A 15,615-nucleotide genomic window follows, 5' to 3' on the forward strand; every position below is an offset into this window, starting at 1 on the left:
ACGATCACGCGGTTTCAGGTGATCGGTGCCGGGTTGAACAGGGTGATGTCGTTATGCAGCTTATGCCGCTCCGCCCACGTCTGTTTCTTGCCGCTGGCCACGTCCAGGTAGAAGTGGAACAACTCCCAGCCCAATTCCTCAATGCTCGCACGCCCGGTAGCGATGCGTCCGGCATCGATATCGATCAGGTCCGGCCAGCGTTGCGCCAATTCCGTACGCGTCGAGACCTTCACCACCGGCGCCATCGCCAACCCATAAGGCGTGCCACGCCCGGTGGTGAACACGTGCAGGTTCATCCCGGCCGCCAGCTGCAAGGTGCCGCAGACAAAGTCACTGGCCGGCGTCGCGCAGAAAATCAGACCTTTGCCTTTGAAGCGCTCGCCCGGGCCGAGCACGCCGTTGATCGCGCTGCTGCCGGATTTGACGATCGAGCCCAGGGACTTCTCGACGATATTCGACAACCCGCCTTTCTTGTTGCCCGGCGTGGTGTTCGCGCTACGGTCCGCCTCGCCTTTGGCCAGGTAACGGTCGTACCAGTCCATTTCCCTGACCAGGGCCTGGGCAACTTCTTTGCTCTCGGCACGAGAAGTCAGCAGGTAAATGGCGTCACGCACTTCAGTGACTTCGGAAAACATCACCGTCGCCCCGGCTCGCAGCAGCAGGTCCGAGGCATAGCCGAGCGCCGGGTTGGCGGTGATGCCGGAAAACGCATCGCTGCCGCCGCACTGCATGCCCAGGATCAGCTCCGACGCCGGCACGGTTTCGCGGCGGCGCTGGTCGAGTTTCTTCAAGCGCACCTCGGCCAGCGCCATGATCTGCTCGATCATCTCGGTAAAGCCATGACTGGAATCCTGCAGCCGATACAGCCACGGCTCGCTCAGGTCGACGGAGCTGTCGTTGTCGTGCATCACCTGCCCGGCCTGCAGCTTCTCGCAGCCCAGGCTGATCACCAGCGCTTCGCCGCCCAGGTTCGGGTTGCGCGCCAGGTTGCGCACGGTGCGAATCGGGATGTAAGCATCCGTCGCGGTAATCGCCACGCCGCAGCCGTAGCTGTGGGTCAGCGCCACCACGTCATCGACATGTGGGTACTTGGGCAGCAACTCGTCCTTGATGCGCTTGACCGCATGGTCCAGCACGCCGGTGACGCACTGCACCGTGGTGGTGATGCCGAGGATATTGCGCGTGCCCACGGTGCCGTCGGCATTGCGATACCCCTCGAAGGTAAAGCCTTCCAACGGCGCCTGGGTTTCAGGCACTTCAGTGGACAGCGGCAAGCTGTCCAACGGCGGCGCGGTGGGCATGCGCAGTTGGTCTTCCTGCACCCAACTGCCACGTGGAATCGGCGCCAGGGCGTAACCAATGGTCTGGCCGTAGCGAATAATCTGACCGCCTTCGGGGATGTCTTCCAGGGTCACCTTATGGCTTTGCGGGATGAAATCCACGGTCACCAGGCCGTCCGGGAACTCGGTCCCGGCCGGTACGCCCTGGTCGTTGACCACGATCACCACGTTGTCGCGCTCGTGCAAACGGATCGAGCGCGGCGAGTCGGCATGTTCAATCAACTGCATTACATCGCCCCTCAGGAATGCGCTTGGGTAAATTGGGTCAGCTCAGGCCCTTTGCTGGGCGGCTCTTTGAGCACCACACGCTTGATCGGGCCAACGATCACCAGGTAGCTGAACACCGCCAGCAGCGCGTTGGCACCGACAAATACCAAGGCCCACTTGAACGAGCCGGTGGTGGCGATGATGTAGCCAATCACGATCGGCGTGCTGATGGACGCCAGGTTGCCAAACATATTGAACAGGCCGCCACTGAGCCCGGCGATTTGTTTCGGCGAGGTGTCGGACACCACCGCCCAACCCAGTGCGCCAACGCCTTTACCGAAGAAGGCCAAGGCCATGAAGCCCACCACCATCCATTCGATATCCACGTAATTGCACGCGACGATGCTGCACGACACCAGCAAGCCGCCAATGATCGGCGCCTTGCGCGCGAAGGTCAGCGAGTGGCCCTTGCGCAGCAGGTAATCGGAAATCAACCCGCCCAATACGCCGCCGATAAACCCGCAGATCGCCGGCAGCGACGCAATGAAACCGGCCTTGAGAATGGTCATGCCGCGTTCCTGCACCAGGTACACCGGGAACCAGGTCAGGAAGAAATAGGTGATGCCATTGATGCAGTACTGGCCCAGGTACACGCCGAGCATCATGCGATTGGTCAGCAGTTGGCGGATGTAATCCCACTTGGGTCCGTCGGTTTTCTGGCCCTTGGCTTTTTCCTGGTCCATGTCGACCATCGCACCGTTCTCGGAGATGTACTTGAGTTCGGCGTCGTTGATCATCGGGTGCTGGCGCGGGCTGTGGATAATTTTCAGCCAGATCAGCGAGAACAGTACGCCAATGCCACCCATCACGATAAACACATGCTGCCAGCCGAAGGTGTAGACGATCCAGCCCATCAGCGGCGCGAACAGCACCGTGGCGAAGTATTGCGCCGAGTTGAAGATCGCCGAGGCCGTACCGCGTTCGGCGGTGGGGAACCAGCCGGCCACGATGCGCGCATTACCGGGGAACGACGGCGCTTCGGCCAAGCCCACCATGAAGCGCAGCATAAACAGCGCGACGATGGCAGTGGAGACACCAAACTCGCCGACATAGCCTTGCAGGATGGTGAACAGCGACCAGGTGAAGATGCTCAGGGCATAGACTTTTTTCGAGCCGAACCGGTCCAGCAGCCAGCCGCCGGGGATTTGCCCGGCCACGTAGGCCCAACCGAATGCGGAGAAGATATAACCGAGGGTGACCGCGCTGATGCCGAGGTCTTTTTGCAGGCTGGAGCCGGCGATAGCGATAGTAGCCCGGTCGGCGTAGTTGATCGTGGTCACCAGAAACAGCATGAGCAGGATCAAATAGCGGACGTGGGTCGGCTTGGTCGCTTGCATGAAGATGTACTCCCACTAATTATTTTTTTTGCGGGTAAGCATTTCTGTTTTAAGTGCAGGAGCCGCTCGATGTGGGAGCTGGCTTGCCTGCGATAGCGGTGTACCAGTCAACCTCTCTATGACTGATGTACCGCTATCGCAGGCAAGCCAGCTCCCACACAAGCCAGTTCCCACGGGTGTTGCGTGTTACGACCCGATGTAGCTGGTTTTCACCACGGTGTAGAACTCTTGCGCGTAGCGACCTTGCTCACGCGAACCGTACGACGAACCCTTACGCCCACCGAACGGCACGTGATAATCCACACCGGCGGTCGGCAGGTTGACCATCACCATCCCGGCCTGGGAGTGGCGCTTGAAGTGGTTGGCGTACTTCAGCGAGGTGGTGGCAATACCCGCCGAGAGGCCGAACTCGGTGTCGTTGGCCATGGCCAGCGCCGCCTCGTAGTCCGCTACGCGCACCACGTTGGCCACTGGGCCGAAGATTTCTTCACGGCTGATGCGCATGGCGGCTTCGCTGTCGGCAAACAGCGTCGGCGCCAGGTAGTAACCTTCGGTGTCACAGGTGACCAGGCCGCCACCGCTGACCAGCCGCGCGCCTTCGCTTTGGCCGATGTCGATGTATTTCAGGTCCTGATCCAGCTGGGCCTGGGAAACCACCGGGCCAATGTCGGTGCCGCTTTTCAGCGCGTGGCCGACTTTGATCGACTTCATGCGCTCGGCCATGGCCGCGACGAACTGGTCGTGAATACCGGCCGTGACGATCAAGCGGCTGGAGGCGGTGCAACGCTGGCCGGTGGAGTAGAACGCGCTCTGTACCGACAACTCGACAGCCTGCTTGAGGTCGGCGTCGTCGAGAATGATCTGCGGGTTCTTGCCGCCCATTTCCAACTGCACTTTGGCCTGGCGCGACACGCAGCTGACGGCGATTTGACGACCAACGCCGACCGAGCCGGTAAAGCTGATGCCGTCGACTTTCGGGCTGTTGACCAACACGTCGCCGACCACGCGGCCGCTGCCCATTACCAGGTTGAACACACCGGCAGGGAAGCCGGCGCGGGAAATGATTTCGGCCAGGGCCCAGGCGCAACCCGGCACCAATTCGGCCGGTTTGATCACCACGCAGTTGCCGTAGGCCAGGGCCGGGGCGATTTTCCAGGCGGGGATGGCAATCGGGAAGTTCCACGGCGTGATCAAGCCGACCACACCCAGGGCTTCGCGGGTGACTTCAACATTGACGCCCGGGCGCACCGACGGCACGTAGTCACCGGACAAGCGCAGGCATTCACCGGCGAAGAACTTGAAAATGTTGCCGGCGCGGGTCACTTCGCCGATGGCTTCGGGCAGGGTCTTACCCTCTTCCCGGGCCAGCAGGGTGCCGAGTTCTTCGCGGCGGGCGAGGATTTCGCTGCCGACTTTATCCAGGGCATCGTGCCGAGCCTGGATGCCGGAGGTCGACCAGGCTGGGAAAGCAGCGCGGGCGGCGTCGATGGCGGCGTTGACTTGGGCTACGTCAGCCTTGGCGTATTCGCCGATGACATCGGACAACTCCGACGGGTTGATATTGTTGCAGTAGTCGGCACCGGCCACCCACTCGCCGTTGATGTAGTTCTCAAAACGTTTGGCTTGGGACACAAATCTTCTCCTGACGCAAAAGGCCGCTGATCTCTCAGCGGCCTTGTTGATGAGTTACTGCGGACCTTGCTTGTCGATCAGCGCGGCCAGGGCTTCGTATTCTTCCGGCAGCAGATCGGTCAGCGGCGTGCGGACCGGGCCTGCGTCGTAGCCGGCGATTTTTGCACCGGCCTTGACGATGCTCACGGCATAACCGGCTTTGCGGTTACGGATGTCGAGGTAAGGCAGGAAGAAGTTGTCGATGATCTTGCCGACGGTGGCGTGATCGTCCTGAGCAATCGCGTGGTAGAAGTCCATCGCGGTTTTCGGGATGAAGTTGAACACCGCCGAGGAGTACACCGGCACGCCCAGGGCCTTGTAGGCAGCGGCGTAAACTTCTGCAGTCGGCAGGCCGCCGAGGTAGCTGAAACGGTCACCCAGGCGACGGCGGATGGACACCATCAACTCGATATCACCCAGGCCGTCTTTGTAGCCGATCAGGTTCGGGCAGCGTTCGGCCAGGCGTTCCAGCAATGGCGCGGTCAGGCGGCAGACGTTGCGGTTGTAGACCACCACGCCGATCTTGACCGACTTGCACACCGCTTCCACGTGGGCGGCAACACCGTCCTGGCTGGCTTCGGTCAGGTAGTGCGGCAGCAACAGCAGGCCTTTGGCACCCAGGCGTTCGGCTTCCTGGGCGTACTCGATGGCCTGGCGCGTCGAACCACCGACACCGGCGAGGATCGGCACGCTGGTGGCGCAGGTATCAACAGCGGTCTTCACCACTTGGGAGTATTCGCTGGCGGCCAGGGAGAAAAACTCACCGGTGCCGCCGGCGGCGAACAAGGCCGTGGCGCCGTACGGGGCCAGCCATTCCAGACGCTTGATGTAACCCGCCTGGTGGAAGTCACCCTGCGCATTGAAATCGGTCACGGGGAAAGACAGCAGACCGTGGGAGAGGATGGACTTCAGTTCTTGTGGATTCATTATTCGAACACCCTGGGCGAAGACTTTCTGTCGAAAGGTTGTTGTTGGTTTTGGTGATGTCGTACGTCATCGTACAACTATAAAAAGATTCGTCAACAGCAATTCATCGGGCTTCATCCGAGGCTGAGCGTTTAAATCTGACTTCTTGACGTAGGAAATTATTCCTCTATGCTCCAGTTAACTGTATATACATACAGTTATTAAGGAAGATTCCTACGACATAGCAAGGAGCTAACATGTCAGGTCTTGAACTCGCAGCACCCGAAAAAAACCCACCGACTCTGCGTTTCGAAGGCGGTGAACACACGGCTATCGGCGATGAAACGCTGTTGCGTTTCGTCAAAGATGCCCCGGCGATTCCCGCCCACCAAGTCGAGCTGCACCTGCCCAACGGGCTGGCGCTCACCTACGGCCAAGTGATCGCCTTGGGCGGTGACTTCTATGGCATCCCTGGCCAACCCATCAGCGACGGCGCCACGCCTGCAGAGCGCGTGCAACGCTTTGGCGCCGCGTTCAATTCGCTGGCAGTGCTGCCCGCCTCGCGGGAAGAAGCCGGGAAGATCCTCGCGGTGATGCAAAAGGAGATCAACGCGGTCAAGCAGGCGATCAAGGACGGCAAACAACCCCACGAAGCCTATGACGCGCTGGGCGATACGTTGTCTGAAGAATGGAACCGCATCACCGGCGGTGGCAGTGCGGTGTCGGCCTTGATTCCGCTGGGGCGCTATTTGAAGCTGGCCGCGGACAACGCCGACCACTTCGGCGAATGGGCGCTGTCGGCCTACCTGGCCGGGCATACGGCGGCGTTGCAACAAGCAGTCGTGGCCCATCAAACCGGCACCGACCAGGCACTGGAACTGGCCTATGCAATGAACAGCTTTGCTGATCACTTTTTGACCGACCTGTTTTCCGCCGGCCATCTGCGCGTGCCGCGCAAACAATTGGCGGCGGTGGTGACGCCGGGCGAACTGGGCTCGCTGATCAGCCGCTTCATGCACGATGAAGACAGCAAGTTCGGGCTCAAGGTGCGCAATGCCAAGGGTGATCAATGGCATGCCTATGGGGATAAACGCTACTTCGACGCCATCGACGCGGACAATCGGGCGATGGTCAAACGCGCGGTGCAGGCCTCGGCTGATGAGATCTTCGAGACCTTTATCAGCGGTGTCGCGCCCTCCCCGGCCAACTTCAAGGCGCCGCTGTACGTGCCGGACCTGAATGCCGCGCAGAACCCGGCGAACAACTTCTCGCCGCTGTTCAAGATGGAGGGAGACAAGGTGCTGCGTCGCAAGGACGTGAATGACCTCAACGACAAACACTGGACCAATGATTGGTGGGGTTGGAGTACTTACTTGCTGCTTCAGTCTTACAAGCCTAACCAGCCGGCCAGCTAAATAGACGCAAACCTCCAGGCCAAGGAGATCAAATGTGGGAGCGGGCTTGCTCGCGAAGGCGTTCTTTCAGTTGATGCATGTGCAGACTGACACACCGCATTCGCGAGCAAGCCCGCTCCCACACTTGGATCAATTTACACCCGGCGCAACTCGGTTGCCCGGTTAAACGCGCTGCGCCTCTGCCTCTTCATGGGCATGGCGCAGCCGCTCGCGGCTGTTGGTCAAATGCAAGCGCATGGCTGCCCGCGCCGCATCCGAATCCTGGCGGGCAATCGCCTCATAAATCTCTTCGTGTTCGCGGCTCAGGCGGCCCATGTAGTGCTGCTGGTCATCATGGGCCAGGCGCGCCGAATTCAAGCGAGTACGCGGAATGATGCTGGTGCCCAGGTGGGTCATGATGTCGGTGAAGTAGCGGTTGCCGGTGGACAGCGCAATTTCCAGGTGGAACGCGAAGTCTGAGGCCACTGCATCGCCGGCGTGCGCCGCGCTTTCATTCAGGGCATCGAGGGCGGCACGCATGGCGGCCAGTTGCTCGTCGCTGCGACGCAACGCGGCAAGGCCTGCCGACTCCACTTCCAGGCTGATGCGCAGTTCCAGAATCGCCAGCACATCACGCAATGTCACCACCGTGGCCGGGTCAATGCGAAAACCGCTGGGGCTTGGCGTGTCCAGCACAAAGGTGCCGATACCATGGCGGGTTTCCACCTGCCCCGCCGCCTGCAAGCGCGAGATGGCTTCACGCACCACGGTGCGGCTGACGCCATGGGCTTCCATGATGGCCGACTCGGTGGGCAACTTATCGCCACGCTTGAGTTGGCCGTCGCGGATCTGCTCGGACAACACCGTGACCAATTCCTGGGCAAGGCTGCGGCGCTTGCGGGGAAGACGAAGGGCGGTGTTGGCGTTTTCCATGATGAACCATCTTTCTCGGCGAACTTGAGCCCGCATCATAGCCCATGGCGGTTGTACGATCACCGTTCTGTCGCGACTTTCATCCACATCCTTCACGCAAAAAAATGCCCCGACATATGTCGAGGCATCTTTACGACCCACCCGAGGGTGAAAGCCGCTTACTTCACCACTTTCAGGCTCGGCCGACCGCTTGGACGCGGTGGCTCGGAATCGGGTGGTGGCAAATCATCACCGTCTTCGCCTTCGATCGATTCGTCGTCCTCGAAAGGCGACTCCAGATCAAACACCATGCCTTGGCCATTCTCACGGGCATAGATCCCGAGAATCGCGCCAATCGGCACGAACAGCGTATGCGGCACGCCGCCAAAACGCCCTTCAAAGCTCACCGCCTCGTTGTCCATGTGCAGGTGGCGCACGGCACTCGGCGATACGTTCAGCACAATTTGCCCATCACTGGCAAAACCCTGCGGTACGTCAACTTTCGGAAATTCAGAGTTGACCAGCATGTGCGGGGTGCAATCGTTGTCCACAATCCACTCATAGAGCGCGCGGACCAAATAGGGTCGACTGGAGTTCATCAGCGGCTCCTTAAGCCTTAGCGCATATCGCGTTCGACACCAGACAGACTCGCCTGGAAAGCCTCACGCGCAAACTGGCGCTCCATGTAATCAAGCAACGGCTTGGCCGGCCGCGGCAGTTCAATACCGAGAATCGGCAAGCGCCAGAGTATGGGTAATAGGCAGCAATCCACCAAACTTTGTTCCTCGCTGAGGAAAAAAGGTTTGTCGGCGAACAGCGGCGAAACACCGGTCAGGCTCTCACGCAATTCCTTGCGTGCCTGCACTCGAACGGCTTCTTTTGTACGTGAATCCAGAATCACATCCACCAGCCCGCACCAGTCACGCTGGATCCGATGGATCAGCAGGCGGCTGTTGGCACGCGCCACCGGGTACACCGGCAGCAAAGGCGGATGAGGGTAACGCTCATCCAGGTATTCCATCACCACGGTTGACTCCCACAACGCCAGGTCACGATCGACCAGGGTGGGCAAGCTGCCGTAAGGGTTCACTTCGATCAGTTTTGGTGGATGACGACCCACCTCCACACTGATGATCTCGGCGCTGACACCCTTCTCTGCGAGCACGATGCGTACTCGGTGGGAATAGTGGTCGGCGGGGTCGGAGTAACAGGCCAACCGATTGGTCACGCCCATGGCGGTCCTCCTCGCTTGTTGAAATTATCGAAAGCTCAAAAACGAGCGCGCCCAGAGAGCATCTCTGCAGTGCCTGGTTGAACCAGAGCGCTACGTGTTCAGAGATGCCGCTGGGCGCGCAAGATTAACAGCAATTGCTTACGGTTGGATCAATGCACATCCTTCCAGTATTCGCGTTTAAGCAGATAGGCGAACACGAAGAAGAAAGCCAGGTACAGCAATACATAGGTGCCGATGCGCTGATGTTGCAGTTTGACCGGGTTGGCCGAGTAGGCCAGGAAGGTCACCAGATTCTTGACCTTCTCGTCGAACTGCTCTTCATTCAGCGTACCGGTCTTGGGCACGATGGTCAGTTGATCGCACGCTTCATGAGTCAAAGGCGTGCCGGTCAACGGATCATATTGCTTCTTGCCGTCTTCAACGACCTGAACCTGCTTGCATCCTACCACTTGGCGACCCTGCAGGCCGACCAGAACGTTAGGCATGCCGACGTTCGGGAAGACTTTATTGTTCACACCCCAAGGGCGCGCCGGGTCCTCGTAGAAGGATTTGAGGTAGCCATACAGCCAATCGGTGCCGCGCACGCGCGCCACCAGGGTCAAGTCAGGCGGTGCAGCACCGAACCAGGCCTTGGCGTCGGCAGGCTGCATGCCGATGTTCATGTGATCGCCGATCTTGGCGCCCGTGAACACCAGTTTTTCCATCATGAGTTCGTGGGGTATTCCCAGGTCATCGGCGACACGCTCATAACGCTGGAACTTGGCGCTGTGACAACCCATGCAGTAGTTGGCGAACGTACGCGCGCCATCCTGCATGGCGGCCTTGTCAGAGACGTCGATGTCGACGCTCTCCAGCTCTGCGCCATGCTCGGCGGCGAAGGACAGTAGCGGCAGCGCCGCAAGCATCAATGCAACAAATAATTTTTTCATCAGCCAGTCACCCTTTCCGGAACCGGTTTGGTCTTCTCGAGCCGGGTGTAGAACGGCATCAGAATGAAGTAGGCGAAGTACAGGAAGGTGCATACCTGCGACAGCACTGTCAGCGCAGGCGTCGGTGCCTTGACGCCGGTCCAGCCCAGCAGCATGAACGCGATGCAGAACACGACCAGCCAGATCCGGCTCAACCATCCCTTGTAGCGCATCGACTTGACCGGGCTGCGGTCAAGCCACGGCAGCACGAACAGCAGCGCAATCGACGCCCCCATGGCAACAACGCCCATGAGCTTGTCTGGAATCGCCCGCAAGATCGCGTAGAACGGCGTGAAGTACCAGACCGGTGCAATGTGTTCAGGTGTCTTGAAGGCGTTGGCCTGTTCGAAGTTAGGCTTCTCGAGGAAATACCCGCCCATCTCCGGGAAAAAGAACACGATCGAGCAGAAGATGAACAGGAACACCACCACGCCGACAATGTCTTTCACGGTGTAGTACGGGTGGAACGGAATGCCGTCCAGCGGTATGCCGTTTTCGTCTTTGTGCTTCTTGATGTCGACGCCATCCGGGTTGTTCGAACCCACTTCGTGCAGCGCCAGAATGTGCAGCACCACCAGGCCCAGAATCACGATCGGCAGCGCCACGACGTGCAGGGCGAAGAAGCGGTTCAGGGTGATGCCGGAGATCAGGTAGTCGCCACGAATCCACTGGGTCAGGTCGTTGCCGATGACCGGGATTGCGCCGAACAGCGAGATGATCACCTGGGCGCCCCAGTACGACATCTGGCCCCACGGCAGCAGGTAGCCCATGAAGGCCTCGGCCATCAACGCCAGGTAGATCAGCATGCCGAACACCCACACCAGCTCGCGGGGTTTCTGGTACGAACCGTAGAGCAAGCCACGGAACATGTGCATGTAGACCACGATGAAGAACGCCGAGGCGCCGGTGGAGTGCAGCAAGCGCAGAATCGAGCCGTACTCGACGTCGCGCATGATCCCTTCAACGGAGGCGAAGGCCTCTTCGGCCGACGGCGTGTAACTCATCGTCAGCCACACGCCTGTGACCAGCTGGTTGACCAGCACCAAGAGTGCCAGTGAGCCGAAGAAGTAGAAGAAGTTGAAGTTTTTTGGTGCGTAATATTTGCTGAGATGGTCTTCCCACATCTTGGTAGCGGGGAAACGCGCATCCACCCAATCCATGAACTTGCTCATCAGGCTTTCTCCCCCTCGTCGACGCCAATGACAATGACACTGTCAGTCTCGTAGTGATGTGGCGGAACTGGCAGGTTCAGTGGTGCGGGTTGTGACTTGTAGACGCGACCGGCCAGGTCGTAATGGGAGCCGTGGCAGGGGCAGAAGTAACCCCCGACCCAGTCTTTGCCCAGGTCGGCAGGAGCAACTTCAGGGCGGAAAGTAGGCGAGCAACCCAAGTGGGTGCAGATACCGATCAGCAGCAGGATCTCTGGCTTGATCGAACGGATTTCCTTATCGACGTAGGCGGGTTGTTCGGAATTCTTCGAATCGGGATCAGACAGCTGACCTTCGATTTTCTTCAGATTCCCCAGGATTTCCTCAGTACGACGAACGATGAAGACCGGCTGACCGCGCCACTCAGCAATCATCTGCTGGCCTGGGTCGATCTTGCTGACATTCACCTTCACCGGTGCACCTGCGGCTTTCGCCTTGGCACTGGGAAACCATGACCCCACGAACGGGACCGCAGCCCCCACCGCTCCTGCAGCACCCACCACGGATGTGGCTGCTACCAAGAAGCGACGCCGGCCTGCATTCACGCCGTCATTGCTCATTCAGTCCTCTCCCATCAGCTTTTTGGCCTGTTAAATCAGGCGTCTACTAAGTGTTGAATCTTTACTTATAAAAATTTTGTCGGATGGTAATGAAAAGCCCCACGTATGACAAGGGAATTGCCCGGGGCTGCCCCTCCAGGCCTTGTAGTATAGGGGGTCTACGGATGTGGCAAGTTGTCACGGCGAAAAATGTGCATAAATCGCAGGCAATAAAAAACGCCCAGCTCCGTGAGGAGTTGGGCGTTTTTGTGGAACGTAAAGCGAATTAACGCTTCGAGTACTGCGGACGCTTACGCGCTTTACGCAGACCGACTTTCTTACGTTCAACTTCACGAGCATCGCGAGTAACGAAGCCAGCTTTGCGCAGAGCGCCACGCAGGGTTTCGTCGTACTGCATCAGAGCGCGAGTGATACCGTGGCGGATTGCGCCAGCTTGACCACTTACACCGCCACCGATAACGGTGACGTAGATGTCGAACTTTTCAACGGTCTCGGTCAGTTCCAGCGGCTGACGAACTACCATGCGGGCAGTTTCGCGACCGAAGAAGTTGTCCAGAGTGCGGTTGTTGATCGAGATGTTACCAGTGCCCGGACGCAGGAAAACGCGTGCGGTTGCGGTTTTGCGACGGCCAGTGCCGTAATTTTGAGTCGCCGACATAATGAACTATTCCGTTAAAACTTCAGTTCTTGGGGCTGCTGAGCAGCATGAGGGTGTACAGCGCCCGCATAGACTTTCAGCTTGCGAAACATATCGCGACCCAGTGGGCCCTTCGGCAGCATGCCTTTGACCGCGATTTCGATCGGGGCTTCAGGCTTCTTGGAAATCAGGCCTTCAAAGTTCGAAGACTTGATACCGCCTGGGAAACCGGAGTGACGGTAGTACATTTTGTCTTGCGCTTTGTTGCCGGTAACACGTACCTGCTCAGCGTTGATGATCACGATGTAGTCACCGGTGTCAACGTGAGGGGTGTACTCAGGCTTGTGCTTGCCACGCAGACGGCTGGCGACTTCAGTGGCCAGACGACCCAGGGTCTGACCAGCGGCGTCGACGACAAACCAGTCGCGCTGAACTGTTTCCGGTTTTGCAGTAAAAGTTGTCATTCTTTAATAGCCTCAGGGGCCGCCCTGTAAATTAGACGGCGGATCTTACTGAATAGTGCGTACTTTGACAAGTCAAAGGCAGCCGGATACAGACGCTATCGGGGGCTCGGGTCGGCGCGTCCGTTCAACGGCAAGATTCTTCGGCAGGCGGCGCATCACTTCCACTGCAGAAAGAGGTGGGCAATTATGCAGATTGCGAAAAAAAATTCAACCTGCTTTTATGATTGTTTTCCCCGAAGGAGTACCCGATGGATTATCGACAGCTGGGCCGAACCGATCTGAACGTAAGCGCGATAGCCTTGGGCACCATGACCTGGGGTGAGCAGAACAGCGAGGCAGAGGCCTTCGCGCAGATCGAACGGGCAAAGGCCGCGGGGATCAACTTCCTCGACACAGCCGAAATGTACCCGGTGCCGCCCAAGGCCGACACCTATGCCACCACCGAGCGTTACATCGGTAATTACTTCAAAAGCCGCGGCGACCGTGCCGACTGGATCCTCGCCAGCAAGATCGCCGGCCCCGGCAACACCATCGATTACATCCGTGATGGTCACCTGCGCCACAACCGCAAGCACATCGTCGAAGCCCTGGATGCCAGCCTCAAACGCCTGCAGACCGACTGGATCGACCTCTACCAGTTGCACTGGCCGGAGCGCAGCACCAACTTCTTCGGCCAGCTGAGCTACAAGCACAAGGACGAAGACGACCTGACCCCGCTGGAAGAAACCCTCGAAGCGCTGGACGAACAGGTGAAGGCCGGCAAGATCCGTCACATCGGCCTGTCCAACGAAACCCCGTGGGGCACCATGAAGTTCCTGGCCCTGGCCGAAGCCCGTGGCTGGACCCGCGCGGTGTCGATCCAGAACCCCTACAACCTGCTTAACCGCAGCTTTGAAGTGGGCCTGGCGGAAGTTGCGATTCGTGAACAATGCGGTCTGCTGGCCTACTCGCCGCTGGCATTCGGCATGCTCAGCGGCAAGTACGAGAACGGCGCACGCCCAGCCAAGGCGCGCCTGACCGAATACAGCCGCTTCAGCCGCTACTTCAACCCGCAGTCGGAGGCCGCCTGCAGCCGTTATGTGGCACTGGCGCGCGAGCACGGCCTGGACCCGGCGCAGATGGCGCTGGCGTTCGTGACGCAACAGCCGTTTGTGACCAGCAACATTATTGGTGCCACGACACTGGAGCAACTGGACAGCAACATTGCCAGTGCCGACCTGAAACTGTCGAAAGAAGTGTTGGAAGGGATTGAGGCGATTCAGAAGGATCATCCGAACCCTGCGCCTTGACCGTCAGTTAGACCGCTTTCGCGAGCAAGCCCGCTCCCACATTTGACCGAGTACATCCATTTGGAATGCGATCGAATGTGGGAGCGGGCTTGCTCGCGAAGGGGCCATCTGCACCACTACAAAACCATCAGAGCGCCCGCGCAATAATCTCCTTCATGATCTCATTGGTCCCCGCATAAATTCGCTGCACTCGCGCATCCGCCCAAGCCCGTGCAATCGGGTATTCCCACATGAAACCGTAGCCGCCGTGCAACTGCACGCACTCGTCGAGCACCTTGCATTGCAGGTCCGTGGCCCAATACTTGGCCATCGCCGCGGTAGGCACGTCGAGCTTGCCTTCCAGGTGCAACGCCATGCATTTGTCGACGAACACACGACCAATCTGAATCTCGGTCGCCATCTCCGCCAGCTTGAACCGGGTGTTCTGGAAGTCGGCAATCGCCTTGCCGAACGCCTTGCGCTCGCGGGTGTATTCCAACGTCCACGCCAACGCCGCTTCAGCCGATGAGAGCGCGCCAATCGCCACGGTCAAACGCTCCTGCGGCAACTCCTGCATCAAATACGCGAAGCCCATGCCCGCCTGGCCCAGCAGGTTGTCCTTGGGCACGCGCACGTCCTGGAAGAACAGCTCCGAGGTGTCCTGGGCCTTCATGCCGACCTTCTCCAGGCGCTTGCCCTTGTCGAAGCCCGGCGTATCCGCTTCCACCAAAAACAGGCTGGTGCCCTTCGCGCCGGCCTTGGGGTCGGTCTTGGCCACCACGATCACCAGCTCGGCGAGAAAGCCATTGGTGATAAAAGTCTTGGAGCCGTTGATCACGTATTCATCGCCGTCCAGCACCGCCGTGGTCTTCACGCCCTGCAAGTCGGAGCCGGCGCCCGGTTCGGTCATGGCGATGGCTGTGACCATCTCGCCCGAAATCAATTTGGGCAGGTATTTCTGTTTCAGCGCTTCACTGCCGTAATGCAGGATGTACGGCGCGACGATGTCCGAATGCAGGGAAAACCCGATGCCGGTCAAACCGAGGCGGCTGATCTCTTCGATCACCACCGCGCTGTACAAAAAGTCCGCGCCCAGGCCGCCATATTCCTCCGGCAGATGCGAACACAACATGCCCGCCTCCCCCGCCTTGCTCCACAGTCCACGGTCGATGTAGCCCTGTTTCTCCCATTGCGCATGGAACGGCGCGGCGTGTTTTTCGAGGAAGGTGCGCACGCTCTCGCGGAAGAGTTCGTGCTCCGAGCTGAACAAGGTTCTGGGGATCATGGGTCACCTGCGTGGATTGTCGGACAAAAGCCAGACCCCAGAGCCTATGCCGCGAAGGCGTCACAGGACACTGGACACATGCGACAAAAAATAAGACGATCCAGCCGTCTGGTGACCACTTTCCCCTATAAGAATAAATGAAATTATGTCTAACCAAATCTCCA

At 59.1% G+C, this 15,615-nt stretch carries 15 protein-coding genes; 2 read left to right on the top strand and 13 right to left on the bottom strand.

The window, feature by feature from the left end; all coding sequences use genetic code 11:
* Positions 1-14: 14 nt before the first annotated feature.
* The 4 genes from garD to kdgD all read right to left on the bottom strand — a co-directional run bounded on the left by garD (position 15) and on the right by kdgD (position 5,542).
* Positions 15-1,568 (bottom strand): galactarate dehydratase, encoded by a 1,554-nt coding sequence (garD, locus tag HX783_RS07880; protein ID WP_177016511.1) that lies wholly within the window; start codon positions 1,566-1,568, stop codon positions 15-17.
* A gap of 11 nt (positions 1,569-1,579) precedes the next feature.
* The gene (locus HX783_RS07885; protein ID WP_177016512.1) at positions 1,580-2,944 is read right to left on the bottom strand and encodes an MFS transporter; all 1,365 of its coding nucleotides are present in this window, start codon (positions 2,942-2,944) and stop codon (positions 1,580-1,582) included.
* A 186-nt stretch (positions 2,945-3,130) separates the two neighbouring features.
* Positions 3,131-4,576: an aldehyde dehydrogenase family protein gene (locus tag HX783_RS07890; RefSeq protein ID WP_110622098.1), complete on the bottom strand. Its 1,446-nt coding sequence runs from the start codon at positions 4,574-4,576 to the stop codon at positions 3,131-3,133.
* A 54-nt stretch (positions 4,577-4,630) separates the two neighbouring features.
* Positions 4,631-5,542 carry a 5-dehydro-4-deoxyglucarate dehydratase gene (gene kdgD / locus HX783_RS07895; RefSeq protein WP_159954238.1) on the bottom strand — a complete coding sequence of 304 codons (912 nt, stop codon included), beginning with the start codon at positions 5,540-5,542 and terminating at the stop codon, positions 4,631-4,633.
* A 236-nt stretch (positions 5,543-5,778) separates the two neighbouring features.
* Between kdgD and HX783_RS07900 the strand changes: the two genes are divergently transcribed.
* The gene (locus HX783_RS07900; RefSeq protein ID WP_177016513.1) at positions 5,779-6,936 is read left to right on the top strand and encodes a phospholipase; all 1,158 of its coding nucleotides are present in this window, start codon (positions 5,779-5,781) and stop codon (positions 6,934-6,936) included.
* Between the two features lie 162 nt (positions 6,937-7,098).
* Here HX783_RS07900 and HX783_RS07905 read toward each other — a convergent pair whose 3' ends face one another.
* From HX783_RS07905 to rplM, 8 genes are all read right to left on the bottom strand, one after another.
* Complete coding sequence (locus HX783_RS07905; RefSeq protein ID WP_177016514.1) at positions 7,099-7,848, bottom strand: FadR/GntR family transcriptional regulator; 750 nt, start codon at positions 7,846-7,848, stop codon at positions 7,099-7,101.
* Positions 7,849-8,006: 158 nt separating this feature from the next.
* Positions 8,007-8,426: a ClpXP protease specificity-enhancing factor gene (locus HX783_RS07910; RefSeq protein ID WP_177016515.1), complete on the bottom strand. Its 420-nt coding sequence runs from the start codon at positions 8,424-8,426 to the stop codon at positions 8,007-8,009.
* A gap of 17 nt (positions 8,427-8,443) precedes the next feature.
* Positions 8,444-9,061 (bottom strand): glutathione S-transferase N-terminal domain-containing protein, encoded by a 618-nt coding sequence (locus HX783_RS07915; protein ID WP_159954234.1) that lies wholly within the window; start codon positions 9,059-9,061, stop codon positions 8,444-8,446.
* A 149-nt stretch (positions 9,062-9,210) separates the two neighbouring features.
* Entirely contained in the window at positions 9,211-9,990 is a 780-nt protein-coding gene (locus tag HX783_RS07920; RefSeq protein WP_159954233.1) for a cytochrome c1, read from the bottom strand.
* Positions 9,990-11,201 (bottom strand): cytochrome bc complex cytochrome b subunit, encoded by a 1,212-nt coding sequence (locus tag HX783_RS07925; RefSeq protein WP_159954232.1) that lies wholly within the window; start codon positions 11,199-11,201, stop codon positions 9,990-9,992. The genes HX783_RS07920 and HX783_RS07925 overlap by 1 nt, the downstream gene beginning before the upstream one ends.
* Positions 11,201-11,797 carry a ubiquinol-cytochrome c reductase iron-sulfur subunit gene (petA, locus tag HX783_RS07930; protein WP_053254389.1) on the bottom strand — a complete coding sequence of 199 codons (597 nt, stop codon included), beginning with the start codon at positions 11,795-11,797 and terminating at the stop codon, positions 11,201-11,203. The genes HX783_RS07925 and petA overlap by 1 nt, the downstream gene beginning before the upstream one ends.
* 265 nt (positions 11,798-12,062) lie before the next feature.
* Positions 12,063-12,455, bottom strand: a complete 393-nt coding sequence (gene rpsI, locus HX783_RS07935; protein ID WP_003171743.1) for a 30S ribosomal protein S9 — start codon at positions 12,453-12,455, stop codon at positions 12,063-12,065.
* A gap of 14 nt (positions 12,456-12,469) precedes the next feature.
* On the bottom strand, positions 12,470-12,898 hold the full coding sequence (gene rplM / locus HX783_RS07940) for a 50S ribosomal protein L13 (RefSeq protein WP_003171742.1): 429 nt from the start codon (positions 12,896-12,898) through the stop codon (positions 12,470-12,472).
* A gap of 248 nt (positions 12,899-13,146) precedes the next feature.
* Between rplM and HX783_RS07945 the strand changes: the two genes are divergently transcribed.
* Complete coding sequence (locus HX783_RS07945) at positions 13,147-14,187, top strand: NADP(H)-dependent aldo-keto reductase (protein WP_177016516.1); 1,041 nt, start codon at positions 13,147-13,149, stop codon at positions 14,185-14,187.
* A gap of 127 nt (positions 14,188-14,314) precedes the next feature.
* Here the strand turns inward: HX783_RS07945 and HX783_RS07950 are convergent, their stop codons facing one another.
* On the bottom strand, positions 14,315-15,451 hold the full coding sequence (locus tag HX783_RS07950; protein ID WP_177016517.1) for an acyl-CoA dehydrogenase family protein: 1,137 nt from the start codon (positions 15,449-15,451) through the stop codon (positions 14,315-14,317).
* Positions 15,452-15,615: the final 164 nt, after the last annotated feature.

The organism is Pseudomonas sp. D2002, from assembly GCF_013385735.1.
Lineage (GTDB): Bacteria > Pseudomonadota > Gammaproteobacteria > Pseudomonadales > Pseudomonadaceae > Aquipseudomonas.